We start from the raw sequence: 23,078 nt of genomic DNA, 5'->3' as shown, positions 1-23,078 counted from the left end.
CCATTTGTGCTTGTTGAGTGCCTGCCGGCGTTGCGAGCAGCGCTGGTGGTTGCCCTTGTTGCGAGGGTTTCCGCACTGATCGCAGCGAGACGGCAGTTCAAGGTTCTGCAGCGGGGCGCCGTTCGGTGTGGTAATGCGCCTTAGGTTGCTCATGACTCCACCTCGCTCCGCTGCTGTTTCACCGGGTTGGCGCGGGCGCCTTTGAAAATTTTGGTCATGCCGTAGTCCACCGTCCGCCCGCGCAGCAGCAGGGCTTTGGTCAGGTGGCGCCGGTCTGTGTGGCTGTGGCTGGCCTGGCGTAGCAGGCCGAAGTAGCTGTTGGCGGTTTCGCGCAGCCTGTCGCCGGGCTGATGCGCTGCAGCTCGCAGGGCGTTGTCAACTGTGCGGCGGCGGGTGATGCGGCGATGTGGCTTGATCACCTGGCCTACGAAGTCGATACCGCGCGTCACCGGTTGCAGGATGGTCTTGCTGGGGTTGAGGCGAGCGTGCAAGCGGTCGGCGAGGAAGGCCTCGATCTGTTCCCGCCAGGCGTTCAGCTTATGGGGGCTTTCGTGCAGCAGCACGAAGTCGTCGACGTAGCGCACGTAGTGGCGCGCGCGCAGTTGGTGTTTGACGAACTGGTCCAGGGCGTTTAGGTAGACGTTTGCGAAGAACTGCGACGACAGATTGCCGATGGGCAACCCGCGGTAGGCCGGCTGGGCGTCCAGGCGTTTGTGCTGGGGCACGCGGTTGACCAGGCGGTAAGGGCTGCGTAGGAAGTAGCTCTCCCGAGGGTCGTGCCAGAGGATCTGCTGCGCCAGCGCCTGCCAGGGTTGCTCAGGAATGGCGGCGAGCAGTTGCTGGCCGAGCACGCGCTTGTCGATGGTGACGAAGAAGTTGGCCAGGTCGCACTTGAGATAGTGCGCCGGGCGCTGCCAGTTGCGGGTGATGCTGCGCACCTTGTGCTCCAGGCGCTGGGCGGCGTAGAGCGTGCCACGCCCGGGGATGCAGGCGCAGGAGTCGGCAATGAACGTGCGCTCGATGCGCGGGCCGACCTGGTTGTAGAGTAAGTGGTGGACGATTCGGTCGCGGAAGTCGGCGGCCCATACCTCGCGGTGCTTCGGGCGGGTGACGACGAAGCAGGTGGAGGGGCCGGGCTGGTAGGTGCCGTTGTTCAGCTCGGTGTGCAGGTGCATGAGGTTGCGCTCCAAGTTGAGTTCGAAGGCCAGGGCGCTTTTGCTGTTGCGCTTGCTGCGGCGGCAGTCGAAGTACGCCTGCGCCAGGGCCTCGAAAGAAAAGCCAGCATGGCTTTGCTGAAAGCCGGTTGAAGCTGCGGACGGCGCGCGCGCGAAGCTCGTTGTTCTTGTGGTTGTTGTTCTGGTTGCCATCGTCGAAGTTCTGATTCCACGCGTTGTTCGGGCTGTACTGCGCCAAGTCGTGCTATCTACGTTTCGTTGCCGAGGGCCTGGGCCGATCAGCGGCGAAACTGCGCGAGGCCTGCCAGGACGTGCCCGGCGGTTCCCCTGGTGCGCATGGCGGTGGCCTTGTGGGCCAGCGGCACGACCAGATTCATAACGCTCTGGCGTGAGCACCTTGACACTCACGCTGCAGGCGCTGCGGCTGTGTGTTTCTTCCACCCGGTTGCCTGCTTGCCTATCCGGTCGGTGATCTCGACTGCCTGGGCGTACTGCTTGTGGCTGATCGCCTTGAGGTCTACGCACTGGCGCAGCAGCAGCTCGGCCACCTGGGTGCGTTCCAGCAATTGCTGGATATGGCCCAGACGGTCAGCCCCCTGCGCCACGTTGGCCCGGAAGATCAGTAGCCCTATGTCGAAACACTCGTTCAGAAGGCGATCACCGAGTAGGCGCGTGAGATTGCGGGGCATGTTCGCCGCGAGGCGAATCGCTAGCTCCGTTAGCTCTCGAGTCAGTTGGTAGATCGGCAGGTGTTGAGTGATAGCCATGCTGGAAAACTCGCAAAACCGCGCGCTACGCGCGCGGAGTCAAAGGGTTAAAGGGTTGAAGTGCTGAGCACTCTGCGGACGGCGCGCGCGCGAAGCTCGCTGAACTTGTGGATGGTGGTCTGGTAGCCATCGCCGAAGTCCTGAAGCCACGCGTCGTTCGGGCTGTACTGCGTGCTGCTCCAGTACCACTTCTCGGCGAACAGCTCGGGCGCGTTGACCCAGCACAGGCGCAGTTCGCGCCGGCTGGGCAGGTAGAAATCGCGGTGGCCGTTAATCTCCAAGCCAGCGGCCCATTCGGCAGCGGGGTGGCTGTGCTCGGATTCCGCAAGGGCGCGGGTGTTGGCAAGACCATCCCATTCGTTGGTGGCGCCTGGCTCAGATTTGCCGGCTGAGCCCCAGGTGATTGCCTCCGCCTCGCCCCGCTCGGCGGGCGAGACCACCAGGTGGTAGTCCGGGTGCCCGTTCTCTCCGCGCATCAGACCTGCGTAGATACCGCCCTGGCCGCTCCAGAATTCGCCGATGCCGGGCGTAGGTGTCAGCCGCATGGTTTCGACGGTGCAGGCGAACGGTTCCGGCGCTCGCGGTACGAGGCCAGTGGCCTGCTCCAGTACGTGGCGCGCCAGGATGGCGTTGGGGGTTTCGATTCGGGTGTCGCCCACTTCAATCGTGATGGTGTTCATGTCGATGTCCTGAAAATTGGCGTCAACCGCGCGCTGCGCGCGCGGCTTCAAAGGGTTGAAGTGTTCAAGGGGTGACCTTGAATCTGCGGACGGCGCGCGCGCGAAGCTCGAAGACCTTGCGGAAGTTGAACTGGCTGCCATCGCAGAAGTTCTGACTCCACGCGCTGTTCGGGCTGTACTGCGTGCTGCTCCAGTACCACTCATCCGCGAAGGCTTCGGCAGCATCTGCCTGGAAACCGTCCAGCTTGGTCTGTGCCGGCTCCTCGGCGGTATACGGGTAGCCCATGGGGATGCTGCTGGGGTTCTCGCCATGGCGGTAAACCCAGTTGGTCTCGTTGGTGGGCTTGAAGTGGCGGTAGAGCAGTTCCAGCTCGTCGCGGCTGGGCAGGTACCAGTCGGCGAAGCCGTTGATGTCTAGCGCGAGCATCCAGCTGGCGAGGTCTGAGCCGGCCTCGGCCATAGCCTGGGTATTGGCCAGGCCGTCATTGAAGTGGCGGGCGGCGGGCAGGTCTTTGCCGTACTCGCCCCAGGTGGCTCCTTCCAGCTCGCCCTGCGCACGTGGGGCTACGATCAAGCCGTAGGTTTCACCGTTCAGGGCGAACAGGCCGGCGAAGTAACCGCCCTCAAACTGGGTGCCGATGACGGGGAGGGTGTTGCGGGTGATTGCGTTCATGGTGGTGTCCTCGAATATGAAATCGGTCAGGCGCTGCGACGGCGGTGAGTGGTAGCCAGCAGTTCGAGCAGGCGGCCGTGGTAGTGGATGGCGGCCTGGCTCGGTTGCCAGGGATCGATGGGGACAGCGTTGGGCTCGACGCCCTCAAGGCACGGCCAGGGCTCCGGGTGCTCGGGCATCAGGTCGCGCTTCTCGGTGGCCAGCGCTACCAGGTCGGCGTGCCTCACACAGTCCGGCAGAACGGGTTCGAGGTCGAAGCGCTGGCAGATGGCGATCCAGACACGGCGCTCGGTGAGGTCGTACAGGCACTCGTCGCTGTGGCTGTTGGCGAAGTCGCGCATGCCCTCCTTGAGCGGGCGCACCAGGTCGCCCACGTAGGCCTCGGTGGCGTCGTGCAGCAGCGCTTCCAGGCGATACTCGGTCGGCACCAGGTCGGACACCAGATAGCAGTGCTGGGCAACGCTGTAGTAGTGGCGGGTGTGGCCGTTGAAGCGGCACTGCATGCTCAGGCTGTGGGCGATATCGGTCGGATCCACCATGTCGGCGGTGGGGTTGGCCAGGTCGAACTTGCGGCCGCTGCGGGTGAGAATCCAGCTCATACCAGTGCTCCTACCTGCAGGGTCTGGTGGAGATTCAGCGCCATCAGCAGTTGCTTGGCCTCGTGCATGGCGTCGTCGTGGGCATGGTGCTTGGTGCCCTCGAACGGCAGTGCCTTGGCCTCGGGGTAGAGGGCCAGCAGTGTGCGCAGGTCGCGGTCATTCCAGAACAGCCAGGGGCGCTGGATGCCGCAGGCGTCGAAGGCGTTGCCGACGATGACGTTGTCGAAGCTGCTGCCGTTGCCCCACAGCATTGCCTTCGGCTTTGGCCTGTGGAGGTGGTTGCAGCCCATGAACTCTGCCAGTTGGGCCAGGGCCGATTCGAGGCGGATCGCGCCGGGCTGGTAGATCTCTTCCCGGGCGGCTTCGCGCTGCTGCAGCCACCACTCGATAGTGCTGGCATCCACCTGTAGGCCTGCCTGCAGGGAGGTTTCCAGGCTGACTCTGCGGTAGAGGCTGCCGGTGATGGTGCCTTGCTCGATGCGCACGCAGCCGATGGCGACGATGGCGGCCCGCGGGCCCTTGCCCATGGTCTCCAGGTCGAGCACGTAGTGGGTATCGTTGATCATGCTGCGGCCCCCTGCTTGGAAGCCACTAGGCTCATAGCCTGCTCGAACGACAGGACGCGGCGGGTGAACGGCTGGAAGGGGCCTTCGGCGTTGGTCAGCACCAGGGTTTTAGTGGTCGGTACCGGCATGCCGGGCTGCCAGTCGTCGAGGATATCGGGCAGGCCGAGGGCGTCTGCGATGGCTCGGGCGTTGCGGGTTTTGCCGCAGGCCTGCGGTCCATGCACCAGCCAGCTCTTGCCGTTCGGTACCGAGTTCGCGGCCACGTCGAGAATGTAGTCAGGCTGTTTCGGCATTGCGGGCAGGGCCTCGGCAATACGGTCGATCACCTGGCCGAAGCGCTGCACGGCGGTGTTGGCGAAGCGTGCCTGGTCGAGCAGCTTGAGGTTGGTGTAGGTCTGCACGGCCAGCAGCAGCTGGCTGTTGACGACGCGCAGGGTGAGGATGTCTTCAGCGGTGAGCGAGCGGGCGGCATAGATGGCAATGCGCGCGTCGCAGTCCTGCATGATCGCGTCACGCTCCAGGCGGTGTTCGGCTACCAAGTTGGTGCGCGTGCGGTGAAGGTGCTCGATGTCCTCGTGCAGCGCGGCAATGCGGTCATCGTGGCTGCGCTTGGCGTCGTCATAGCCTTGGTCATAGCCATTGGCGCGTGCGCTGCCTGCCGAGTGGCGGGTGTAGACGGCCAGGCCGATCAGGGCCAGCACCAGGGCGGCGATGATTAGGGTAAGCATGGTGGTGGTTTGCATGTGCTGTGTCCTCGTAGAGCCCGCCGCCGGGAATGGTTGTGAGAGTCCGGCGGCGGGGTGTTGCAACGGGGTTGTGGTTACTTGCCTTGCTGGTAGGTGCCGATGGTCAGCGGTACCAGGCCACCCACGGCGGCCTCCAGCACGCGCTTGAACTCGTCGGCGAAGCCTTCGCGCTGTGCCTCCTCGCCCACCCAGCGCAGTTTCAGCAGCGGTTCGTCGCGGCCGGTGATGACCGAGACGCGCAGGGTGATGCTCGCCGGCTCCAGCGGCTCATACGGGCGGGTGGTGAAGATGAAGGTGGTCGGCATGGTTTCCAGGCTGCGGGCCTCGATCTCGTCCATGGCGCTGCGGCGAGCGGAGAGGTCGCCCACTTCGCTGTTCTGCGTGCTGGTGGCCTTGATGCTCATGCGGCGCACGGCGTTGATCGCCGCCGGCATGGGCAGGGTTTCGTCACCAGCGCCGGCCATCAGGTACGGCATCCAGTCTTCGAGGAACTCGGCCAGGGCCTGCTGGCTCATGGCCTTGCCGACGATGGCCTGCAGGGCGACGTAGGCGGCGGTGGGCTTGAGGGTGAGCGTGGCGGTGTCGTCGCCGTGGCCCGGCTCGGTGGCGGTGCCCAGGTTGAACAGCACGGTGGCGCTCATGCCGTCCTGATCGACGAAGCCGGCCGGCTTGTTCTCGTCGGTGCTGTGGCGCTCCACGTAGTTGGCGAAGTCGGCCAGGGAGTGGGTGCGCAATGCGCCGCGGAAGCGGTCACGCTGCGCCTGGTACTGCTCGAGGTTGAGCGGGCGAATGGTCTCGGGCAGCAAGGCCAGTTTGTGGCCGCTGGTTTCGATGGTCTGGTTGGCACCGGCCAGGGCGGTGGCGATCAGGAGTTGCAGTGCGTCTTTGTCGAACATGGATCAGTTCCTTGTGGTGTGAGAGGGGAACGCAGGGTGTGGTCAGGTGCGCGCGTGGACGGGTGTTTCGTCCTTGCGGAACAACTGGCCGGTGGGGTTGTCCAGAAACAGCTTGAGGCCGTCCTGGGTGACATAGAGCGGGGTGTCGAGGGTGGTGTCCTCGCGGCGCTTGCCGCGTTTGGTGGGCTCGACGTAGTCCAGGGTGTGGGTCACGTTCACCTGGTGGCTCTGCGCGATCTGCTTGAGCTTGAAGGTGACGGTTACCTGGCCCTGCTTGCCGAACTCCACGCAGCCGGCGGCGACGTCAGAGAGGGCCTTGCCCAGTTGCTGGGCAAAGACCCCGGCGTTGAGGGATTGGATGAAGTCAGATGCGTCGGTGGCTTTCATGTGCTGTGCCTCTTGGGTTGTGGTGGGCGGTTGCCCGGGTTAAGCCGCTGCCTCGGCCCTGGAGTCGAGGTAGGCGGCCAAGTCCGTCAGGCGCACGTACAGCGGCGCCAGGCGGGAATCGGTGTACTTGAACGTCGGGAGGCTCACCTCCTTGGCGCGGATCAGCGCACGCAGGCGCTTCTCCGTCTTGATGTGCGGGAAGTAGTGCTCGCGCACCTGTTCCAGCGACAAGCTGTTGGCCTTCCAGCGCTGTTGCAGCAATTCCAGCGTCGTCATGCCAGCGCCTCCCCACACCCCGCCGGAAGCCGGAGCCGCAACAGCGCGACCAGACTGTCGACAGTCTTGCCCTTGTCGTGGGCAGCGACGTTGCCGGCTTCGTCGGTGATCACGGCGCCGAAGGGGCGCAGCGGGTCGGTGGTGAGGGTGACGTGCGGCAGCCAGCCGGCCGGGGTGATCGCCAGCAGGTCGGTATAGAGCGTTACCAGTTGCAAGGCCTCCGGCTGGATGGCCTCCAGGCGCTGCAGCACCTCGGTGGAGGCGTCGCGCACCACGTTGGCCGGTACGGCGGTGGGGTTCTGGAAGTGCATGCCGGCCAGCTTGACCACGCCAATGGCGTCGGTGATGGGGTTGGGCTTGCTCATGCGGCGGTGTCCTTCTGCGGGATTTCCTTGATCTCGATGCCCATCTGCTGGGCCAGCCAGTCGATACCGCGCTCCGTCACCTTGAGCACCGCGTAGTGCTTGCGGTACCCGAGGTGCTTGGGCTGGGTGACTCGGGGCTCCATGAACAGGTTGCCGGCGCCGACGTGCTTGGCGGCGAGGGTGCCGTCCTTGTTCAGGTGGCCGTTGTCGCGCAGCCAGGCGCGCAGCGCGTTCTCACGGATGCCCAGCACCTGGGCAGCCTGGGGCAGGGTGCGGTTCATGGCTGCGGCCCTCAGGCTGCGCGCTTGCTGCGCATGAGGTGCGAGATCGCGCGGTCTACCTGGTCGTACAGCTCGGGCAGGGTGCCGTCGTTGTCGATCACGTAGTCGCCCGGGTAGTGGCGCACGCCGTACTCGCTGACGTGACCGTTGGCTGGCCGGATGCCGCGGCGGCTGATGTGGAAGATGACGCCGCCCTTGCTGCGCACCCAGTCCGCCTCGTTGTCGAAGCGCACATCGCGGATCACCACGCCCTTCATGGCCTGGTCGTGCTCGGCAAGTAGCTGGAGGTTCTGCTCGGCGAGCAGCAGCCAGAGCTGCGGGTGCACCAGGTCGCGGCCCCATTCGGTGCCGAGCAGTTGCATGAGCTCGCGCGGGGACTTGCCCAGCCAGGGCAGGGGCTGCTCCTTCTCGGCGCCTTCCAGTTGGGCGGCGGTGAGGTGGAACATGCCGGCCAGGGCCTGCTTGAGCGGGTCGGCAAAGGCGTAGCTGATCAGGGTGAGGTGCGCCGCCAGGTATCGGGCGACGGTGTCCTTGCCCACGCGGGCATGGCCGGAGAGGCCGATCAGGAGCTGGCTCATGCTGCGCCTCCGCCGAAGCCGCTGAAGTCCTCAAAAGCGGGCAGGGTGGTGGGTTGCTTGAGCATGGGGCGGCCACCAGCGAGCACCACAAAGCGGCCGGTGGCCTGCTGTACGGCGCGGATGGCGTCAGGGTTGGTGGTGCAGGCCGGGTGCAGTAGCACCGGGCAACGGGCGTGCTGTGTCGATTGCATGTCGCGTACTCCGTGATGTGAGAGTGGGTACGCGAGCAAAGTTAGCAATAGCTAATCAGCAAGGCAATAGCATTTGCTAAATTTCTGCAAATCTCACAGGAATACGGATGCTCCAATAGCAAAAAGTAATACGAAACAGACCCAGGCGAGCAGCGCCCGCAAGGCCCTGCGGTCGCCGCTTGCAACTCGGTCGAAGAATCTGAACCAGTTGATCACTGGCTAGCCCTCAGAGATGTATCTCGATGGCTTGAGAATGGCGCCTACAGGGTGAATCTTGAGGATTCTGAGCTTTTCGATAGTCATCGGCGGGTGTTGGTCATTGACGCTCAGCAGCCGGACGTAGCCGTCGCGTTCGTACATGAACACCTTGATCATCGACTGAGTGAGCACACCATCTACCACTTGCACCAGCACCTCATCGCCCGCGCAATAATTTCTATTTGGCTCGATCAGGACGTACTCGCCGTTCCGAATCCTTGGCTCCATGCTGTCGCCCACAACGCGAAGTGCATAAGCGTTTGGGTCTGCACTGCTGATAAGGACAAAGCCGTCGCCTTGGCCAACGGGGTAATCGATGGCGTCGAAGTAGCCTTGGGCGCCGAGTTTAGCCATTCCAACCACAGGCACCTTTCCTTCCCTGAGTGAAATTGGGTCACCTTGGACGTTCTGTTGTAGCGCGGGCAGCCCGGCAGCAGGCGCATCTAGTGGGGGGCGTGACAGCGTCCCTGGCTCCAGGCCGATTTTCCGCTCCATATTGATGGCGGCTCGTTCACCGAATGAACGATGCCCGCTCAGAATCTGAGATAGGTATGAGGGATTGAGGTCGTGCTTTTCCGCGAAATCGGCCTGGCTGTGGCCGCTCATGATGCGGAGTAGGGCTTCGACACGTAGCTGATTCATATTCATCCCTGGATCTTGGCGGCCCGTTAGCAAACTGTAAATTAGCGTTTGCTGTTGCCATGCCTGTTAGCAGTTGCTAATCTCGCCTCTGTTTGGAGGTGCCTATGAACTTGCTCGACTACATGAAACCGCTCAACAAGGCAGAGCTCGATGCTTTCGCAGAGGCATGCGATACCTCAACAGGCCAGCTGAAGCAGATTGCCTATGGTCATCGGCGCGCCGGTGCCGCCTTGGCAATTTCCATCGACCGCCACTCAGGCGGCAAAGTGCCTTGTGAGGTACTCCGGCCGGATATCGATTGGGGGTATTTGCGTGGATCGGCTGGTGGCTTAGAGGCAGCTTGAAGAAATTGCCGGCGCGGGACTCTCACCTCCCACGCCGGCGGGGTGCCGGGCAAGGACTCTCACCTCCTTGCTTCGGCTTACGACGACACAGCACTGCATCGGTCGTGGTTATAGAGTAGGGCTTGCCCTGCGCTGTGACTAGGCCGTAAAGGAGTCATTTACGGTTATGAGTCGCACAGACCTTTTGCCGGACGCGGGTCCGGTACTCACCATCCGCCAGGCGCTCTACCGCGCTGGGCGCGACTACCGAGGCGGGCTTACCCGCCTCGCCCTCGATCTGGGCATGGACCTGGATGCCCTGCAGAAGAAGCTGAAGTTCGACTTCGAGGCACGCTGGCCAACGCCGGATGAGCTGGAGGAGGTCATCGGCGCCACCCAAGACCCTCGCCTGCTGGACGCGCTGATGCGGCCGGCCGGAGCGGTGTGGTTCAGGCCGACGCCGGTACCGGCCACCCGCGACGCGCTGAAGGCGGTGGGCGAGCTGCTGCAGAAAGAGGGCGAGTTCGTGGGCAGCCTGCATGGCGGCGCTGCCGACAACAAATGGGAGCCGCACGAGGTGGCACTGCTGGAGCACCACGGCAATGAGGTGATCCGCGCCGTGCTCGGCATCATGGCCGGCGCCCGCGCCGCGATGGAGGGCCGCCAGGATGGATGAGGCTCACTTCGAGATGGCCCAGCGCCTGCAGGAGGCTCAACTCCAGCAGTCGCTCGCCAGCCGCGTGCAGTACCAGGGCGAGAGCGCTGAGTTCTGCGCCACCTGCGACGTGGAGATTCCCCAGGCTCGCCGCCTGGCGGTGCCAGGCTGCCAACTGTGTGTGGATTGCCAGGGGCTGCAGGAGGTGCGGCGATGAAACGCTTTCTCCTTTGGCTTGAGCGCCTACGTGATAAGTACTCGCGGCTGCCGCTGCGCGAACTGACCTGCCATGGGAACTTCCGTGCGGAGTATCCAAATGGAGAGCACACCTACTGGATGGACTATTGGTCGGCCGCCAACCTCGTCAGCGTCTTTGGCGGCCGCGTAGTCCACCGCAATCAGATCGCCCATCAGGGCAAGGAGCAGGGGGCTGGTGAATGACCAAGCTGGCCACCCCGAAGAACATGGCCGCCTGGGCGCGGCGCTATATCGAAGTGTTCAACCTCGCGCTGGTGTCGATCGACCCGGGCGAGAAGGCGCCCAAGGGTAACGGCTGGAACAAGCCGGGCGGGTACATCACCGATGCCGATCAGGCCGAGGCCTGGTGGACGAAGCATCCGAACCACAATATGGGCGTGGTGCTGGGCCCGAGCCGGGTGTGCTCGCTGGACGTCGACCATGTGGAGTACTGCCGCCAGGTGTTCAGCGACGTGCTGGGCATCAATCTGGATGACCTGGCGGCGGCGAATCCGACGCTGGTCGGCAACCCGGCGCGATTCCGCATCATGTTCAGGCTGCCCGAGGGGCTGGAGTTCAACCGCCACTCGCTGAGCTGGCCGAACCCGCTCGACCCGGACGGCAGCAAGCACAAGCTGGCCACTGCGGCGCTGAAGCAGGCGCGGGAGACGGGCAACAAGGATCAGATCGAGGCCATGCAGGCGCGGCAGAAGGAGTTCGCGCCGGTGACGGTGTTCGAGCTGCGGGCCGGGGCGGTGCAGGATGTGTTGCCGCCTTCGATCCACCCGGACACCGGCCAGCCCTACACCTGGCGCAACCCGCCCACCGATGGGCTGCCGGAATTGCCGAGCGACCTGGTGAAGACGTGGCAGTTGTGGGACATCTTCAAGCGCACGGCGCTGGAGGCCTGCCCGTGGGCGCCGGCCGCGCCCAAGCCGCCGGCCAAGGTGAAGAAGAGCTCGCCGCCTCGCAAGGAGGCCGGAGACCACCCTTCGGTGATCGACAGCTTCAACCGGGCCACGGATATCGAGACGCTGCTGCAGCGCCACGGCTACATCAAGCGCGGGCGCAAGTGGCTCGCGCCGCAGAGTTCCACGGGCCTGCCTGGGGTGAGCGTGGTGGATGAGCAGGGCGAGCAGCGCCTGTATTCGCACCACGGCTCCGACCCGCTGGCCAACGGGCACATGAACGACGCGTTCGATGTGTTCTGCATCCTCGAGCACAACGGCGACACGGGGGCGGCGATCAAGGCCGCTGCGCGTGAGCTGGGTATGGAGCACAAGCGCTCGGCGCCCAGGCCGCCAGAGCCACCACCCGTGGGCGACCTTCCCCCGGCCCCAACCGGGACTGAGGCGAGCGGCGAGCCCGGCAGCTCCGACAACGGGGGGGCGGGGGAGGGGCTGAGCCTCAAGGCGCTGCTGCGCCGGTATGCGTTGATCGAAGGCACCACCCATGTGTGGGATATCGACAAGGCGAAGAAGATGAAGCGGGCGGCCTTCGAGGCGCACGTGGGCAAGGACAAGTTCAAGGAGTGGAGCGCGGTCACTGACTCGACGAAGAAGCGGGTCAGCGAGGAGTGGGTGCGCGATATCGAGCAGGCCCGGACGATGGCCGGCAAGGCGGTGGGCGATATCACCATGCCGCCTCTGGTGCGGTACGTGTACATCGATGGCACCAAGGATGTATGGGACTACGCGAAGAAGCGGCGCATTGCCGAGGGCGCGGTGAAGATGTCGCTGGGCGATGCGTACAGCCTGTGGCTGAACAGCCCGGAGCGCCGCGTGGTGGATATGAACCACATCGTGTTCGACCCGACGATGACGCATGACCCGGCGGTGTACATCAACACCTTCGAGGGGCTGCCGCTGGAGCCTGCGAACAACCTGGCGGCGTGCGAGAACCTGCGCTGGCTGATCGCCTTCCTCTGCAACCACGAGGAAAACGCGGTGGACTGGCTGACCCGGTGGCTGGCGTACCCGCTGCAGCACACGGGCGCCAAGATGGACACGGCGGTTTTGATGCACTCGATTATCGAGGGCTCGGGCAAGTCGCTGTTGTTCTCGGTGGTGATGGGGATGCTCTACGGGCAGTACTCGGCCACGGTGGGGCAGACCCAGCTGGAAGGCAACTTCAACGCCTGGCAGAGCGGCAAGCTGTGGGCGGTGTTCGAGGAAGTTGTCAGCCGCGACCAGCGCTACAACCAGGTGGGCAAGATCAAGCAGTTGATCACCGGCCAGACGGTGCGCATCGAGAGCAAGTTCGTGAACGGCTGGGAGGAAGCCAGCCATATGAACGCGGTGTTCCTCTCGAACGAGATCATGCCGTGGCCGATCAGCGACAGCGACCGGCGCTTCCTGGTGATGTGGCCCGAGGAAAAGTTGCCGGCCGACCGGCAGAAGGCAATCAAGCATGAGCTGGCCAACGGTGGCGTAGAGGCGCTGTATGGCTGGCTGCTGGGCGTTGACCTAGGCGACTTCGATCCGCAGACCAAACCGCCGGTGACGCCAGCGCGTGAGCGCCTGGTGGCACTCAGTCGGGCGAGCTGGCAGACGTTCCTGCACCTGTGGCAGGCGGGCGAGCTTGGGCGCGGGCTGTGGGGTGCGTGCCTGAGTACGGACATCTACGCGCTGTTCTTGGAGTGGTGCCACCGGAACAAGGAGCACTCGATGAGCCAGACGAAGTTCTCGCTGTTCATCAGCACGGCGCCGGGGATGGAGAAGACACGGGCGATCCCCTGGTCAGCTGGCCTTGGGCGACGGTTCGGGGCGTTCTTCTTCCCATCTGATGAGGGGGCCTTCCTGCCACCATCCACGACGGCGGCCGCGCTGGGCAAGCACGTCGAGGAATGGCGGGAACGGGCGCGCTTGGGCGGCTGGGCGGTGGATTCGTGGGATCACGTCAAGGCAGGTGCGGCATGAGTGCGCCTTGGGTTGTGTTGGGTGTGTTGGGTCTGTGTCGGGTCGATTCCGGCAACCCTACACAGGTGCAAGCCTTGTGTGGCGCGGTTTCTGGCGTGCTGTGTTGGGTGTGTTGGGTTTACCCGCGCGCGCAGGCGTGCGCGTATTCATTTTCATCAGCTACAGCGACTCAGGACGTAGGCGTTTTTTTCTCTCACGCGAGGACTGAAAACCCCAACAAACCCAACACACCTAACACAGATGCTTTGAAAGCATTGATTTTGCTGGGTTTTAAGTGTGTTGGGTGTGTGTTGGGTTGGGCGTTTTTGTGTTGGGTTGGTTCTGGCGAGGGGGAAACGGGCCATGATTGAGGCGATTGAAGCGGTGCTGAAGCATTGGGGCGAGTTCGTGCGCTGCGGCGCGCCAAGCGGCGGCCTGGGTAGCCCGGCCGGGACATTGGTGGAGTGGAAGGGCTGCCCGCCGCGCACTGGCGCTGCTGGATCGCGCATGCTGCTGGCCGGTGCTGGGCCGGATGTGCTGGCCGATGAGGTTGGTGCGGCGCTGGCTGCCATCGAACGTGGCGAGGGCGGCGAAGTGCTCGGGACACTGGCCAGGCTGCGCTACACCTACGAGCCCGCGTTGGCGAAGGCGGTGCAGGTGCGGGACTTGAACCTGGGCCACGGTGAGGCGGGGTTGAAGGCCTACACCCGCCTGGTGCAGCGCCTGCATCAAGCGGTGCAGGCTGAGTTGCAGGCCCGCAACGGGCGCACAGTGAACCAGCAGCGCGAGGCCAAGCGGGCGGGTGATCGTATGCGCAAGGCGTCCTTGCAGCAGGCGGCCAAGGCGCATGCGGCGCGTGGTGCTGAGCTGCACAAGCGCGACCGTTCGTCGGGTGACTCGGCGCCGGTCGGCGCCGTAGCGCCCCGGCAAGCCCCCGTCAGGAACAACCGTTAATAGGGGGTTTTCGGTTTGTCCTTTCGCCGGTACAAAGTCCCCACGATTCGATAGGTACGCCTACCGAGCAACAGAGCGCACAGTGCTGTGCCGAAAGCCCCAGGCCACCCCGCCTGGGCACCTGCAAACCCCGCTCCGGCGGGGTTTTCTTTTTCCGATTCCCTGCGCGCCGAATGCGGGCAGGCTCTGCCCGTGGCAGCGGGCGTTTTCTTCTTGGCATTCGAGGTGGTCGATGAGCGCGGAAGATCCCGGCAACTGGAATGCGATCCTCGATTGGCTCGGGCAACCGTCGCCGACGGTTCAGGGGTTTCTCATGGCAATGGTGATTGCAGTACTTCGGGTGATGTACGACCGCAAGGAGAAGGCCTGGCAGCGGATCATGCTGGAGGGCTTGCTGTGCGGTGTGCTGGCTGTGGCCGGCACTGCACTGGCCGCCCTGGTGTTGGGCTTCTTCTGGCCAGAGTTCGAGGCGCCACTTGGCCGCCTGGCTGTGGCCATCGGCGGCGCCCTTGGTTTCTTCGGTGTCGAGGCGGTGCGCCGGCTGGCTATCAAGCTGCTGCGCATCAAGCTGACAGACCTGGAAGGGCCGGGTTGAGCGGGCCTCGACACCCCTGCCAACACCCCCTCCGGGGCCGCGGGTCCTCCCTGGAAATCGGGGGAGTACGGGCAACGGAGCCGCGGAATCTCTGCAGCTGTGGGGTGTGTAGGGACTTCCTTTCTTTTTCAATCACTTAGCACCGCTTGAGGGTTCTTTGCTCGGTTGGTGCAGGGGCGCTTCTGCATGGCTGGCAAGATCGTCAACAAGCGCGAGCTCTCCGAGATCCTCGGTGTCTCCGAACGCAGCCTGACCGACTGGCAGGCCTCCGGCATGCCGATGCTGGTTAACGCAGGCCGAGGCGCTTCCAACGAATACGACACCGCCCAGGTGATCGACTGGATGATCCAGCGCGCCAAGGCCGGGGCCAGCCGCGAAACGCAGAGCGAGCGCCTGGCACGTGTGCGCGCTGACCGCGAGGAGCTGGCCCTGGCCCGCGAGCTGGACGAAGTGGCACCGGCCGTCGACTTCGAGCGCGTGTGGGAGGAGCACATTCTGGCCGCGCGCTCCCGGCTCCTGCTGCTGGTCGACCAACTGGCCGTGCAGATCGAAACCAAGTACGGCCTCAAGGTAGACCTGCTGCTGCTCCAGGCCCCGGTCGACCAGGCTCTGAAGGAGCTGGTAGAGCATGAGCTTCAAGACGACGATTTTGACGAGCCCGACGATGAATCGTCGGATGAGGCGGACGGCTAACGCCGCGCTGCGCCGGGCGCAGAAGAAGTGGGCGCCGCCAGAGCGCATCAGCACCAAGGACTGGGCTAACCGCTATCGCCGGCTTTCGCCGCTCGAGGCTGCCCGCCCAGGTCGCTACGACACCGATGTGGTGCCGTACCTCGCCTGGGAGAACGGCCCGCTGGATGCGCTGGACGATCCGCGCGTGGAAGTGGTGGCCTGCCAGAAGTCGGCCCAGGTGGCCTGGACTTCCGGCGTGCTGGGCAACGGCATCGCCCGCAAGATCGATGTCGACCCGGGCCCGATGCTGGTCCTGTTCCCGAAGGACGGCTCGGCCAAGGAGTACATGGCCGAGAAGTTCGAGCCGATGGTGGAAGCCACGCCGCGGCTGCGCGCCCGGGTCGATACCCGCTCGCGCAAGCTGCAGCAGCGGCAGACCTTCAAGCGCTTTCCGGGGGGCTTCCTCAAGCTGGTGGGTTCCAACTCGCCGGCCTCGGTGAAGTCCTCTCCCATCCCATGGGTGGCGGTGGAGGAGCCGGACGACTGCAACCTGAACCTGAAGGGGCAGGGGGACAGCATCCAGCTCGCCAAGGAGCGGATGAAGTCCTTCTACCGTCGTAAGGCGATCATCGGCGGCTCGCCGACGATTGAAGGCCTGTCGGCCATCGCCAACGAGATGGAGAAGTCCGACAAACGCATCGGCCTGGTCGCCTGCCACGGTTGCGGTGAAGAGCATCAGCTCAGCTTCGACAACCTGCATTGCAACGAGGACCCGAACTACCACCACCCGATCTTCGGTCGCTTCCGTCCGGAGACCGCGTTCTACAGCTGCCCGCACTGCGGCGAGGTGTGGGACGACGCGCAGAAGAACGACAACGTGCTGCACCGCGGTCGCTGGCAGGCCACCGCCGAGTTCCACGGTACCGCCGGCTTCTACCTGAACGAGCTCTACAGCTCCTTCCCAGGCTCGACCTTCGCCATCCTCAAGGAGAAGCAACTCACCGCCCAGCACTACGCGGACACCGGCGACATCTCCAAGCTGATCAGCTTCACCAACTCGCAGATGGGGCAGACCTGGGCCTACAAGTCCGACGCGCCCGAGATCGAGGTGCTGGAGAAGCGCTGCGAGCAGTACCTGCCGAAGGTCGTGCCGCCTGGCGGCCTGCTCATCACAATGGGCGTGGACGTTCAGCACGACCGGCTGGCCGTGGTGATCAGGGCATGGGGGCGTGGCGAGGAATCCTGGCTGCTCTGGTGGGGCGAGCTGCACGGCAACCCGGGCGACAAGAACGACCCGGTATGGAGCGAACTGGACTCGCTGTTCTATGCGGCCTACCCGCATGCCAGCGGGGCTCGGCTGGGCATCGCTGCGATGAGCATCGACAGCTCGGACGGCACCACATCGGACGCGGTGTACAGCTATGTCCGCACCCGGCAGAAGCACGGCGTGATGGCGATCAAGGGCGCCTCCCTGGACAACCGGGAGCGCGAGATCTTCAGCAAGCCGCGCCAGTCGGTGGACAGCAACAAGCGCCACACCAAGGCGGAGAAGTACGGGCTGCGCCCCTACCTGGTTGGCACCCACAAGGCCAAGAGCCTGATCGATGGGCGCCTCAAGCTGGAGGGCGCCGGCCCGGGCCGGATGCACTGGTACGAGGGCGTGGGGCAAGGCTACTTCGAGCAGCTCACCAACGAGGTACTGGCGCCGCACCCGCGCAACCCGACGATCAAGGTCTGGCAGAAGAAGGCCGGGCGCCGCAACGAGGCGCTCGACTGCGAGGTGTACAGCCTGCACGCCGCCCGTGCCAAGCGGACGCACCTGATGAAGGACTCCGAGTGGCAAGACCTGGAACACCGGCTGATTCAGAACGACCTGTTCCGCGAGGAGCCGGTTGAAACCATAACCGACGCGCAGCCCACCGAGCAGCAGCCCACGCAGGGCGGCGGCTGGTTGAGCACGCACGCCAACTGGATAAAGGGGAATTGATCCATGGCTAACAAGACCCCTGAGGAGATGGTTGCCCTCTACATGGAAGCCGAGGCCGAGATTCTCGAAGGCAAGACCATCACCTTCATGGGCCGCCAGATCGGCCACGAGAACCTCAAGGAGATCCGCGCCGGCCGGCAGGAATGGGAGCGGCGTATTCGCACGCGCACCAATGGCGGCAGCCTCTTCTCCCTGGCGAGCTTCACGCAATGAACTGGCTCGAGCGAACCATTGGCGCGGTGGCGCCACAGTGGGGGCTGTCTCGTGCCCGGGCCAAGCTGGCCCTGCAGGCCTACGAGGCAGCGAAGCCGACCCGAACCCATGCCGCCAAGCGCGTCTCCGGCAGCGGCACGCTGCAGGCTGGTGGCGCAAGCGTGTCGCTGCGCGAGCAGGCCCGCTACTTGGACGAGAGCCATGACCTGGCCAGCGGCGTGCTCGACACCCTGGTGAAGTACGCGATAGGCCCCAACGGCATCGTGGTCGAGCCGCAGCCCATGATGCTCGATGGCACGTTTGCCACCGATCTGGCCTGGGAGCTGGGCCAGCTCTGGCAGCGCTGGGGGCTGGCCCCCGAGGTGACTGGCGAACTGGACTGGATCCAGACCCAGCACCTGGCCGGTCGCACGCTGTTCCGTGATGGCGAGGTTTTCAGCCAACTGCTGTCCGGTCGCGTGCCAGGGCTCACGCACAGCAGCGCCGTGCCCTTCAGCATCGAGCTGCTAGAGCCTGACTTCGTGCCGACCGACCTGGATCGTCCGGCGGACAACATCGTCCAGGGCATCCAGCGCGATGCCTGGGGCAAGCCCAAGGCCTTCAAGGTCTACAAGACGCACCCGGGCGAGGGCCGCTGGCAATCGACGCGTGACCTGAAGACGGTGCCGGCGGATCGCATGATCCACGCCAAGCTGGTCAAGCGGCTGCACCAGGCGCGCGGCGTCAGTGTGTTTGCCAACGTCCTGGTGCGCCTGAACGACCTGAAGGAATACGAGGAGTCGGAACGGGTTGCTGCCCGGGTGTCGGCGGTGCTGGCCGCCTACATCAAGAAGGAGGGCGACTACGAAGGCGGCGACGGCAGCAAGCCGCGGCTGATCCAGATGGCGCCCGGCATGGTCATCGATGACCTGAAGCCCGGCGAGGATATCGGCACCATCGAGAGCAACCGCCCCTCGGTTCTGCTGCAGCCGTTCCGCGACGCCATGCTGCGTGCGGTGGCCGCCGGTACTGGCACCACTTTCAGCAGCCTGGCCAAGCTCTACGAGGGCAGCTACAGCTCGCAGCGGCAGGAACTGGTCGAGGGCTACCAGGGTTACCAGGTGCTTTCGGCGCTGTGGATCTCGCGCTTCGTGCGCCCGACCTATCGGCAGTTCGCTCAGATGGCGATCACCGCAGGCCTGGTGAAGGTACCCGCTGGAATCGACTGGGCCAGCATCCTCGATGCCAGCTACCAGGCGCCGGCCATGATCTGGATCGACCCACTCAAGGAAGCGGCGGCCAATCGCGAACTGCGCAAAGCGGGCTTCGAGAGCACGCAGAACATCATCCGGGCCCGCGGCAAGAATCCGGATGCCATCAAGCAACAGATCGTCCAAGACGAGCGCGAGAACCGCGCCGAAGGGCTGGTGTTCTCCACTAGCTCTGCGGTGAAGGAACCGCTCAAGCCGGAGAAACCCAATGAACAAAAGTCATAGCCTGGGGCTGATCGCCCCTCGGGCCAGCGCTGCTGCGCCCACCGCTGCGCCGGCTGAATCCTGGTACAGCATCAATGCCCTTGGTGGTGGCGTGGTGGAGATCAAAATCTACGACGACATCGGTGCCTGGGGCATCACCGCACGCCAGTTTTCCGAGGAGCTGCGCGCCAAGGGCGCCTTCGATGCCAAGCGCGTTGACCTGCGCATTCACTCCTACGGCGGCGATGTGATGGACGGCTTCGTCATCTACAACCTGCTGCGCGGCCTGCCCGGCGAACTGCACGGCTACGTCGATGGAGTGGCCTGCTCGATGGCCTCGGTAGTGGCCATGGCCTGCACCCGCCTGTCCATGCCCGAGAACGCCTGGATGATGATCCACAAGCCCTGGGGCGGGCAGATCGGCGACGCGGACGACATGCGCGAGTACGCCGATTTTCTCGACCGCAACGAAAAGAACCTGGTGGCTGCCTACAGCCGCAAGACAGGCAAGACGGCGGAGGAGATCACTCCGCTGCTCAAGCCCGACACCTGGCTCACCGGCAAAGAGGCTGTCGAGGCCGGCTTCGCCGATGAACTGCTGGAGCCGCTTGCCGCGGCCGCTGCTCTCACTTCCAACCGTTACACGGAGTATTCCAACATGCCCGATGCAGTCAAAGCACTGATGCAGCCGCGCGCCCAAGGCAACCAACCCTCGGCCCCGGCTCAACCGACCCCCGCTCCGGCAAACCCTGCTGCGCCTGCAGCGCCGGTTGCCGCCGCACCCCAGGATGACGCCGCTGTGCGTGCGCAGATCCTGGCTCAGGACGGCACTCGCCGCAGCCAAATCGCCGAGCGCTTCGGCACCTTTGCCAGCGCCCATGGCGATCTGCTGCGTCAGTGCCAGGACGATATCAACTGCACCCCGGCCGCTGCTGCCGAGAAGCTGCTGGCCGCGCTGGGTTCCAGCTCGCAGCCGAGCGACAAGACCGTCAGCATCCAGGTGTTCAGCAGCACCGACCGCCTGATGGCCGACGCCGAGAACGCGCTGCTGGCCCGCCTGGGCCTGGCCAAGGCCACCGAGGGCAACGGTCTGCGCGGCTTCACCCTGGGCGAGATGGCGCGCGCCATGCTGGCCAGCCACAACATCGCCACCGGCGGCCTGGACAAGATGAACATGGTCGGTCAGGCCTTCACCCACACCTCCGGCGACTTCGGCCGCCTGCTCGGCAACGTCGCCAACAAGTCCATGCTCAAGGGCTACGAGGAGGCAGAGACCAGCTTCCAGAAGTTCTGCAGCATCGGCGAGCTGACCGACTTCAAGGCCGCAGAGCGCCTCGACCTGGAAGGTTTCCCGACCCTGGACAAGGTACCCGAGGGCGGCGAGTACAAGTACGCCACCGTTGGCGAGCGTGGTGAGCGCGTGCAACTGGCCACCTACGGCAAGCTGTTCAGCATCACCCGCCAGGCCATCATCAACGATGACTTGCGCGCCTTCACCCGCCTGCCGCAGAAGATGGGCGCGGCGGCCATGCGCACCGTCAACAAGTTGGTGTTCGCCATTCTCACTGGCAACCCGAAGATGGCCGATGGCAAGGCGCTGTTCCATGCCGACCACAACAACCTGCTGACCGGTGCGGCACCGTCTGCCGCCGCCCTGAGTGCGGCGCGCTCTGCCATGCGTAAGCAGGTGGACTCGGCCAAGTCGGTGCTGAACATCCGCCCAGGCTTCATCCTGGCGCCGGTCGCCCTGGAAGACCTGTTCACCACCATCCTGGGTGCCGAGTACAACCCGGATGTGGATCTGGCAGCCAAGGCGCCCAACCCGATCCGCAACATGGCCGAAGTGATCACCGACGCCGAACTGGACCTGGTATCGGCTACCGCCTGGTACGTGCTGGCCGGTATGGCCTACGACACCATCGAGGTCAACTTCCTCGACGGCGTAGCGCAGCCGACCATGGAGCAACAGACCGGCTGGGGTATCGACGGCGTAGAGTTCAAGGTGCGCATCGACGCCACCGCGGCCCCGCTGGACTTCCGCACCATGCAGAAGAACCCCGGCGCCTGATAGGCCCCTCTGATCAGCCCTGCCTCGCGGGGCTTTTCGTTTCCCCATCCAGATCGAAGGAGGCCTGTCATGGCCAAGAACAAAGTGCAGAAAGGCTCGGTGTTGACCATGGTTCACACTGCCGCCGTTACCGCCGGCAGCCTGTTCCAGAAGGGCGCCATCATCGGCGTGGTGCTCGACAGCGCGCCGGCCAATACCGAGTTCCAGATCGCCACCGAGGAAGTGTGGGAGCTGGACAAGGTCACCGCCGACAACCTGGGCGTAGGTGATACGGCCTATGCCGATAACACCCTGTTCATCACCAGCGACGCCACCGACAACCCTGCCGTCGGCTACGTGGTCGAGGCTGCCGGTGCAGGCACGGATACCGTCAAGGTGCGCCTGCTCCCGAAAGCCACCGCCTAGGTGACCGGTGATGCGGTCTTTCCATGATCGAGTCGCCCGGGTCAACCGCCGGGCGCTGGAACGCGTGGGCCAGGTGCTGGCAGTGTTCGACGGCGGCCGCGAGGTGCTCGGCCTGTTCGAGCACCCCACGGGCCTGCAGGAGCTGAACCGCCCCGAGCGCTCGGCGCCTGGCCTGATAATCCCGCTGGAGAAGCCCTGTTTTGTGGCGGAGACCCCGCATCTGGTCGGCATCGGCAAGGGGCATATGCTCACCGTTCCGGAAGGCCGGTACCGGGTTGAGGATGTGCTGCCGGATGGCGGCGGGATGACTCGGCTTGACCTGGTGCCGGCGCAAGCCGGCGATCCGGCTCCGGGCACCACCTGGCGTTGAGGTGAACCATGAGCCAGCAAGGCCTTAGCCTGAACCTCGACGTTTCCGACATCACCTCGGTCTACGTCGATTGGATCGACAACCGTGCTGAGGTTGCCCGCAAGGCGGTGCGCCGAGCGCTACGCAAAACGGCGCAGTGGTACTTCCGGCAGATCATGCGTGAGATTCAGCAGGCCACGGGCATCAACCAAAAGGCATTGAAGCCACGGGCGCGTATCACCGTGCTGGAGAAGTCGCTCTATGCCAACGTCTGGTTCGGCCTGGACCCGATGGAAGCGCACCGTGTCGGGCGTGCTCGGCAGACCCGTGCCGGTGTCTCGGTTGGCCTGGGGCACCGCTTCGAGAGCGCGTTCCTGGCCGCTGCTGACTTCGGTAACAGCGGTCGGGCCGAGCAGAAGGTGTGGCGGCGAAAGGTGCGTGGCAAGGGCTCTACCGCTGCAACGCGGCGGATGCTGCGCAACGAGGAGCTCGCTGGCCGCTTCCCTCTGGAGCTGATGAAGGTGCCGGTCTATGAGGCTGCCGCGGCGGTCTTCGCCCGGCACCGGGCCGGCGCCCGCCAGCGTTATCAACAGATCCTCCGACAGGAACTGAACTATGCCCTCAACGTCGAGCCCTTCCGGCCACGTCGGCGCCGAGCTTAAAGCCTTGCATGACGCCATTGTGGAGGCAGTCCGAGCACGGCTTCCTCAGTTGGATACCGTGGCTGAATACACCGCCACGGTGCAGGGCGGCAGCGTTAACACGCCGGCCGCCTTGCTCGACCTGGAAGGCTTCGACGAAGGCGCCGATATCGGTGACGGCGAGACCGCCATCAGTTGCCGCTTCGCGCTGCACTGCATGCTTTCCAACGAGACGCCGCGCGTCGAGGTGGAGTGCCGCCAGTTTGCCGCCGAGGTTGTCAGGTTGGTGCGCCGCAATACCTGGGGTCTGGCATACGTCGATGCGCCCACGGCCATTTCGGCGGGAGCGGCGGAGTTCAGACCGGGTGCCAAGGGTTACGAGTCCTGGTCGGTCACCTGGGAGCAGGTGGTTTATCTGGAGGAGGAACCCGAGGTCCCGCCAGGCGAGCAGGGCGTGAACCCGTTCGAGGTCTGCAACGTCCGCGTGCAGCTCGGTGGGCCTTCCACGCCTGAGCTTGTGGATGAGATTCACCTCCCACAGTAGGAGC

The 23,078-nt window shown here is 64.8% G+C and carries 31 protein-coding genes; 16 read left to right on the top strand and 15 right to left on the bottom strand.

Going from position 1 to position 23,078, the window contains the following annotated elements; all coding sequences use genetic code 11:
* Positions 1 to 149: 149 nt before the first annotated feature.
* The 15 genes from AERO9A_RS16975 to AERO9A_RS16910 all read right to left on the bottom strand — a co-directional run bounded on the left by AERO9A_RS16975 (position 150) and on the right by AERO9A_RS16910 (position 9,086).
* Entirely contained in the window at positions 150 to 1,367 is a 1,218-nt protein-coding gene (locus AERO9A_RS16975) for an RNA-directed DNA polymerase (RefSeq protein ID WP_159973099.1), read from the bottom strand.
* 212 nt (positions 1,368 to 1,579) lie between these two features.
* Entirely contained in the window at positions 1,580 to 1,942 is a 363-nt protein-coding gene (locus tag AERO9A_RS16970; protein ID WP_159973098.1) for a four helix bundle protein, read from the bottom strand.
* Between the two features lie 47 nt (positions 1,943 to 1,989).
* Positions 1,990 to 2,622 carry a DUF1566 domain-containing protein gene (locus AERO9A_RS16965; RefSeq protein ID WP_159973097.1) on the bottom strand — a complete coding sequence of 211 codons (633 nt, stop codon included), beginning with the start codon at positions 2,620 to 2,622 and terminating at the stop codon, positions 1,990 to 1,992.
* Between the two features lie 64 nt (positions 2,623 to 2,686).
* On the bottom strand, positions 2,687 to 3,295 hold the full coding sequence (locus tag AERO9A_RS16960; RefSeq protein WP_159973096.1) for a DUF1566 domain-containing protein: 609 nt from the start codon (positions 3,293 to 3,295) through the stop codon (positions 2,687 to 2,689).
* Positions 3,296 to 3,321: 26 nt separating this feature from the next.
* Positions 3,322 to 3,894 (bottom strand): phosphohydrolase, encoded by a 573-nt coding sequence (locus AERO9A_RS16955; protein WP_159973095.1) that lies wholly within the window; start codon positions 3,892 to 3,894, stop codon positions 3,322 to 3,324.
* A complete protein-coding gene (locus tag AERO9A_RS16950; RefSeq protein ID WP_159973094.1) occupies positions 3,891 to 4,460 on the bottom strand; it encodes a 3'-5' exonuclease in 570 nt (189 codons plus the stop codon). The genes AERO9A_RS16955 and AERO9A_RS16950 overlap by 4 nt, the downstream gene beginning before the upstream one ends.
* Positions 4,457 to 5,203 (bottom strand): hypothetical protein, encoded by a 747-nt coding sequence (locus tag AERO9A_RS22535; RefSeq protein ID WP_256665992.1) that lies wholly within the window; start codon positions 5,201 to 5,203, stop codon positions 4,457 to 4,459. The genes AERO9A_RS16950 and AERO9A_RS22535 overlap by 4 nt, the downstream gene beginning before the upstream one ends.
* Positions 5,204 to 5,280: 77 nt before the next feature.
* Entirely contained in the window at positions 5,281 to 6,102 is an 822-nt protein-coding gene (locus tag AERO9A_RS16940; protein ID WP_159973093.1) for a DUF2303 family protein, read from the bottom strand.
* Between the two features lie 42 nt (positions 6,103 to 6,144).
* Entirely contained in the window at positions 6,145 to 6,489 is a 345-nt protein-coding gene (locus AERO9A_RS16935; protein ID WP_159973092.1) for a hypothetical protein, read from the bottom strand.
* 39 nt (positions 6,490 to 6,528) lie between these two features.
* Entirely contained in the window at positions 6,529 to 6,765 is a 237-nt protein-coding gene (locus tag AERO9A_RS16930; RefSeq protein WP_159973091.1) for a pyocin activator PrtN family protein, read from the bottom strand.
* A complete protein-coding gene (locus AERO9A_RS16925) occupies positions 6,762 to 7,130 on the bottom strand; it encodes a hypothetical protein (protein WP_159973090.1) in 369 nt (122 codons plus the stop codon). Before AERO9A_RS16925 ends, AERO9A_RS16930 begins: the two co-directional genes overlap by 4 nt.
* Positions 7,127 to 7,411, bottom strand: coding sequence for a phage antirepressor KilAC domain-containing protein (locus tag AERO9A_RS22530; RefSeq protein WP_256665991.1), 285 nt, complete (start codon positions 7,409 to 7,411; stop codon positions 7,127 to 7,129). The genes AERO9A_RS16925 and AERO9A_RS22530 overlap by 4 nt, the downstream gene beginning before the upstream one ends.
* A gap of 11 nt (positions 7,412 to 7,422) precedes the next feature.
* A complete protein-coding gene (locus AERO9A_RS22525; protein WP_256665990.1) occupies positions 7,423 to 7,989 on the bottom strand; it encodes a deoxynucleotide monophosphate kinase in 567 nt (188 codons plus the stop codon).
* Positions 7,986 to 8,180, bottom strand: a complete 195-nt coding sequence (locus tag AERO9A_RS16915; protein ID WP_159973088.1) for a hypothetical protein — start codon at positions 8,178 to 8,180, stop codon at positions 7,986 to 7,988. The genes AERO9A_RS22525 and AERO9A_RS16915 overlap by 4 nt, the downstream gene beginning before the upstream one ends.
* 219 nt (positions 8,181 to 8,399) lie before the next feature.
* Entirely contained in the window at positions 8,400 to 9,086 is a 687-nt protein-coding gene (locus AERO9A_RS16910; protein WP_256665989.1) for a S24 family peptidase, read from the bottom strand.
* A 98-nt stretch (positions 9,087 to 9,184) separates the two neighbouring features.
* Between AERO9A_RS16910 and AERO9A_RS16905 the strand changes: the two genes are divergently transcribed.
* The 16 genes from AERO9A_RS16905 to AERO9A_RS16830 all read left to right on the top strand — a co-directional run bounded on the left by AERO9A_RS16905 (position 9,185) and on the right by AERO9A_RS16830 (position 23,074).
* Positions 9,185 to 9,424, top strand: a complete 240-nt coding sequence (locus AERO9A_RS16905) for a YdaS family helix-turn-helix protein (RefSeq protein WP_159973087.1) — start codon at positions 9,185 to 9,187, stop codon at positions 9,422 to 9,424.
* A 166-nt stretch (positions 9,425 to 9,590) separates the two neighbouring features.
* Positions 9,591 to 10,079: a phage regulatory CII family protein gene (locus AERO9A_RS16900; RefSeq protein ID WP_159973086.1), complete on the top strand. Its 489-nt coding sequence runs from the start codon at positions 9,591 to 9,593 to the stop codon at positions 10,077 to 10,079.
* Complete coding sequence (locus AERO9A_RS16895; protein ID WP_159973085.1) at positions 10,072 to 10,275, top strand: TraR/DksA C4-type zinc finger protein; 204 nt, start codon at positions 10,072 to 10,074, stop codon at positions 10,273 to 10,275. The genes AERO9A_RS16900 and AERO9A_RS16895 overlap by 8 nt, the downstream gene beginning before the upstream one ends.
* Positions 10,272 to 10,499, top strand: coding sequence for a hypothetical protein (locus AERO9A_RS16890; RefSeq protein WP_159973084.1), 228 nt, complete (start codon positions 10,272 to 10,274; stop codon positions 10,497 to 10,499). Before AERO9A_RS16895 ends, AERO9A_RS16890 begins: the two co-directional genes overlap by 4 nt.
* Entirely contained in the window at positions 10,496 to 13,213 is a 2,718-nt protein-coding gene (locus AERO9A_RS16885; RefSeq protein WP_159973083.1) for a bifunctional DNA primase/polymerase, read from the top strand. The genes AERO9A_RS16890 and AERO9A_RS16885 overlap by 4 nt, the downstream gene beginning before the upstream one ends.
* Positions 13,214 to 13,555: 342 nt before the next feature.
* The gene (locus AERO9A_RS16880; RefSeq protein ID WP_159973082.1) at positions 13,556 to 14,146 is read left to right on the top strand and encodes a hypothetical protein; all 591 of its coding nucleotides are present in this window, start codon (positions 13,556 to 13,558) and stop codon (positions 14,144 to 14,146) included.
* 232 nt (positions 14,147 to 14,378) lie between these two features.
* On the top strand, positions 14,379 to 14,741 hold the full coding sequence (locus tag AERO9A_RS16875; RefSeq protein WP_159973081.1) for a phage holin, lambda family: 363 nt from the start codon (positions 14,379 to 14,381) through the stop codon (positions 14,739 to 14,741).
* 186 nt (positions 14,742 to 14,927) lie between these two features.
* Positions 14,928 to 15,434, top strand: coding sequence for a terminase small subunit (locus AERO9A_RS16870; protein ID WP_159973080.1), 507 nt, complete (start codon positions 14,928 to 14,930; stop codon positions 15,432 to 15,434).
* A complete protein-coding gene (locus tag AERO9A_RS16865) occupies positions 15,370 to 17,400 on the top strand; it encodes a phage terminase large subunit family protein (protein WP_159973079.1) in 2,031 nt (676 codons plus the stop codon). Before AERO9A_RS16870 ends, AERO9A_RS16865 begins: the two co-directional genes overlap by 65 nt.
* A gap of 3 nt (positions 17,401 to 17,403) precedes the next feature.
* The gene (locus AERO9A_RS16860; protein ID WP_159973078.1) at positions 17,404 to 17,613 is read left to right on the top strand and encodes a hypothetical protein; all 210 of its coding nucleotides are present in this window, start codon (positions 17,404 to 17,406) and stop codon (positions 17,611 to 17,613) included.
* Positions 17,610 to 19,088 carry a phage portal protein gene (locus tag AERO9A_RS16855; protein ID WP_159973077.1) on the top strand — a complete coding sequence of 493 codons (1,479 nt, stop codon included), beginning with the start codon at positions 17,610 to 17,612 and terminating at the stop codon, positions 19,086 to 19,088. The genes AERO9A_RS16860 and AERO9A_RS16855 overlap by 4 nt, the downstream gene beginning before the upstream one ends.
* Positions 19,072 to 21,135, top strand: coding sequence for a ClpP-like prohead protease/major capsid protein fusion protein (locus AERO9A_RS16850; protein ID WP_159973076.1), 2,064 nt, complete (start codon positions 19,072 to 19,074; stop codon positions 21,133 to 21,135). The genes AERO9A_RS16855 and AERO9A_RS16850 overlap by 17 nt, the downstream gene beginning before the upstream one ends.
* 69 nt (positions 21,136 to 21,204) lie before the next feature.
* On the top strand, positions 21,205 to 21,540 hold the full coding sequence (locus AERO9A_RS16845; protein WP_159973075.1) for a DUF2190 family protein: 336 nt from the start codon (positions 21,205 to 21,207) through the stop codon (positions 21,538 to 21,540).
* A 10-nt stretch (positions 21,541 to 21,550) separates the two neighbouring features.
* Positions 21,551 to 21,910, top strand: a complete 360-nt coding sequence (locus AERO9A_RS16840; protein WP_159973074.1) for a hypothetical protein — start codon at positions 21,551 to 21,553, stop codon at positions 21,908 to 21,910.
* Between the two features lie 8 nt (positions 21,911 to 21,918).
* Positions 21,919 to 22,551, top strand: a complete 633-nt coding sequence (locus AERO9A_RS16835; protein WP_159973073.1) for a phage tail protein — start codon at positions 21,919 to 21,921, stop codon at positions 22,549 to 22,551.
* The gene (locus AERO9A_RS16830) at positions 22,505 to 23,074 is read left to right on the top strand and encodes a hypothetical protein (RefSeq protein WP_159973072.1); all 570 of its coding nucleotides are present in this window, start codon (positions 22,505 to 22,507) and stop codon (positions 23,072 to 23,074) included. Before AERO9A_RS16835 ends, AERO9A_RS16830 begins: the two co-directional genes overlap by 47 nt.
* Positions 23,075 to 23,078 lie beyond the last annotated feature (4 nt).

The organism is Pseudomonas sp. 8Z, from assembly GCF_902506535.1.
GTDB lineage: Bacteria > Pseudomonadota > Gammaproteobacteria > Pseudomonadales > Pseudomonadaceae > Aquipseudomonas.
This window is presented reverse-complemented; position numbering and strand designations above follow the sequence as displayed.

What these genes read in the sequence shown, in the direction of transcription:
- AERO9A_RS16940 (WP_159973093.1), bottom strand. Translation starts at nt 6,102, where the DNA reads ATGTTCGACAAAGACGCACTGCAACTCCTGATCGCCACCGCCCTGGCC.
- AERO9A_RS16885 (WP_159973083.1), top strand. Translation starts at nt 10,496, where the DNA reads ATGACCAAGCTGGCCACCCCGAAGAACATGGCCGCCTGGGCGCGGCGC.
- AERO9A_RS16935 (WP_159973092.1), bottom strand. Translation starts at nt 6,489, where the DNA reads ATGAAAGCCACCGACGCATCTGACTTCATCCAATCCCTCAACGCCGGG.
- AERO9A_RS16965 (WP_159973097.1), bottom strand. Translation starts at nt 2,622, where the DNA reads ATGAACACCATCACGATTGAAGTGGGCGACACCCGAATCGAAACCCCC.
- AERO9A_RS16830 (WP_159973072.1), top strand. Translation starts at nt 22,505, where the DNA reads ATGCCCTCAACGTCGAGCCCTTCCGGCCACGTCGGCGCCGAGCTTAAA.
- AERO9A_RS22530 (WP_256665991.1), bottom strand. Translation starts at nt 7,411, where the DNA reads ATGAACCGCACCCTGCCCCAGGCTGCCCAGGTGCTGGGCATCCGTGAG.
- AERO9A_RS16880 (WP_159973082.1), top strand. Translation starts at nt 13,556, where the DNA reads ATGATTGAGGCGATTGAAGCGGTGCTGAAGCATTGGGGCGAGTTCGTG.
- AERO9A_RS16925 (WP_159973090.1), bottom strand. Translation starts at nt 7,130, where the DNA reads ATGAGCAAGCCCAACCCCATCACCGACGCCATTGGCGTGGTCAAGCTG.
- AERO9A_RS16910 (WP_256665989.1), bottom strand. Translation starts at nt 9,086, where the DNA reads ATGAATATGAATCAGCTACGTGTCGAAGCCCTACTCCGCATCATGAGC.
- AERO9A_RS16890 (WP_159973084.1), top strand. Translation starts at nt 10,272, where the DNA reads ATGAAACGCTTTCTCCTTTGGCTTGAGCGCCTACGTGATAAGTACTCG.
- AERO9A_RS16960 (WP_159973096.1), bottom strand. Translation starts at nt 3,295, where the DNA reads ATGAACGCAATCACCCGCAACACCCTCCCCGTCATCGGCACCCAGTTT.
- AERO9A_RS22525 (WP_256665990.1), bottom strand. Translation starts at nt 7,989, where the DNA reads ATGAGCCAGCTCCTGATCGGCCTCTCCGGCCATGCCCGCGTGGGCAAG.
- AERO9A_RS16900 (WP_159973086.1), top strand. Translation starts at nt 9,591, where the DNA reads ATGAGTCGCACAGACCTTTTGCCGGACGCGGGTCCGGTACTCACCATC.
- AERO9A_RS16970 (WP_159973098.1), bottom strand. Translation starts at nt 1,942, where the DNA reads ATGGCTATCACTCAACACCTGCCGATCTACCAACTGACTCGAGAGCTA.
- AERO9A_RS16845 (WP_159973075.1), top strand. Translation starts at nt 21,205, where the DNA reads ATGGCCAAGAACAAAGTGCAGAAAGGCTCGGTGTTGACCATGGTTCAC.
- AERO9A_RS16975 (WP_159973099.1), bottom strand. Translation starts at nt 1,367, where the DNA reads ATGGCAACCAGAACAACAACCACAAGAACAACGAGCTTCGCGCGCGCG.
- AERO9A_RS16895 (WP_159973085.1), top strand. Translation starts at nt 10,072, where the DNA reads ATGGATGAGGCTCACTTCGAGATGGCCCAGCGCCTGCAGGAGGCTCAA.
- AERO9A_RS16930 (WP_159973091.1), bottom strand. Translation starts at nt 6,765, where the DNA reads ATGACGACGCTGGAATTGCTGCAACAGCGCTGGAAGGCCAACAGCTTG.
- AERO9A_RS16875 (WP_159973081.1), top strand. Translation starts at nt 14,379, where the DNA reads ATGAGCGCGGAAGATCCCGGCAACTGGAATGCGATCCTCGATTGGCTC.
- AERO9A_RS16950 (WP_159973094.1), bottom strand. Translation starts at nt 4,460, where the DNA reads ATGATCAACGATACCCACTACGTGCTCGACCTGGAGACCATGGGCAAG.
- AERO9A_RS16840 (WP_159973074.1), top strand. Translation starts at nt 21,551, where the DNA reads ATGCGGTCTTTCCATGATCGAGTCGCCCGGGTCAACCGCCGGGCGCTG.
- AERO9A_RS16865 (WP_159973079.1), top strand. Translation starts at nt 15,370, where the DNA reads ATGAGCTTCAAGACGACGATTTTGACGAGCCCGACGATGAATCGTCGG.
- AERO9A_RS16915 (WP_159973088.1), bottom strand. Translation starts at nt 8,180, where the DNA reads ATGCAATCGACACAGCACGCCCGTTGCCCGGTGCTACTGCACCCGGCC.
- AERO9A_RS16870 (WP_159973080.1), top strand. Translation starts at nt 14,928, where the DNA reads ATGGCTGGCAAGATCGTCAACAAGCGCGAGCTCTCCGAGATCCTCGGT.
- AERO9A_RS16860 (WP_159973078.1), top strand. Translation starts at nt 17,404, where the DNA reads ATGGCTAACAAGACCCCTGAGGAGATGGTTGCCCTCTACATGGAAGCC.
- AERO9A_RS16850 (WP_159973076.1), top strand. Translation starts at nt 19,072, where the DNA reads ATGAACAAAAGTCATAGCCTGGGGCTGATCGCCCCTCGGGCCAGCGCT.
- AERO9A_RS16855 (WP_159973077.1), top strand. Translation starts at nt 17,610, where the DNA reads ATGAACTGGCTCGAGCGAACCATTGGCGCGGTGGCGCCACAGTGGGGG.
- AERO9A_RS22535 (WP_256665992.1), bottom strand. Translation starts at nt 5,203, where the DNA reads ATGCAAACCACCACCATGCTTACCCTAATCATCGCCGCCCTGGTGCTG.
- AERO9A_RS16955 (WP_159973095.1), bottom strand. Translation starts at nt 3,894, where the DNA reads ATGAGCTGGATTCTCACCCGCAGCGGCCGCAAGTTCGACCTGGCCAAC.
- AERO9A_RS16835 (WP_159973073.1), top strand. Translation starts at nt 21,919, where the DNA reads ATGAGCCAGCAAGGCCTTAGCCTGAACCTCGACGTTTCCGACATCACC.
- AERO9A_RS16905 (WP_159973087.1), top strand. Translation starts at nt 9,185, where the DNA reads ATGAACTTGCTCGACTACATGAAACCGCTCAACAAGGCAGAGCTCGAT.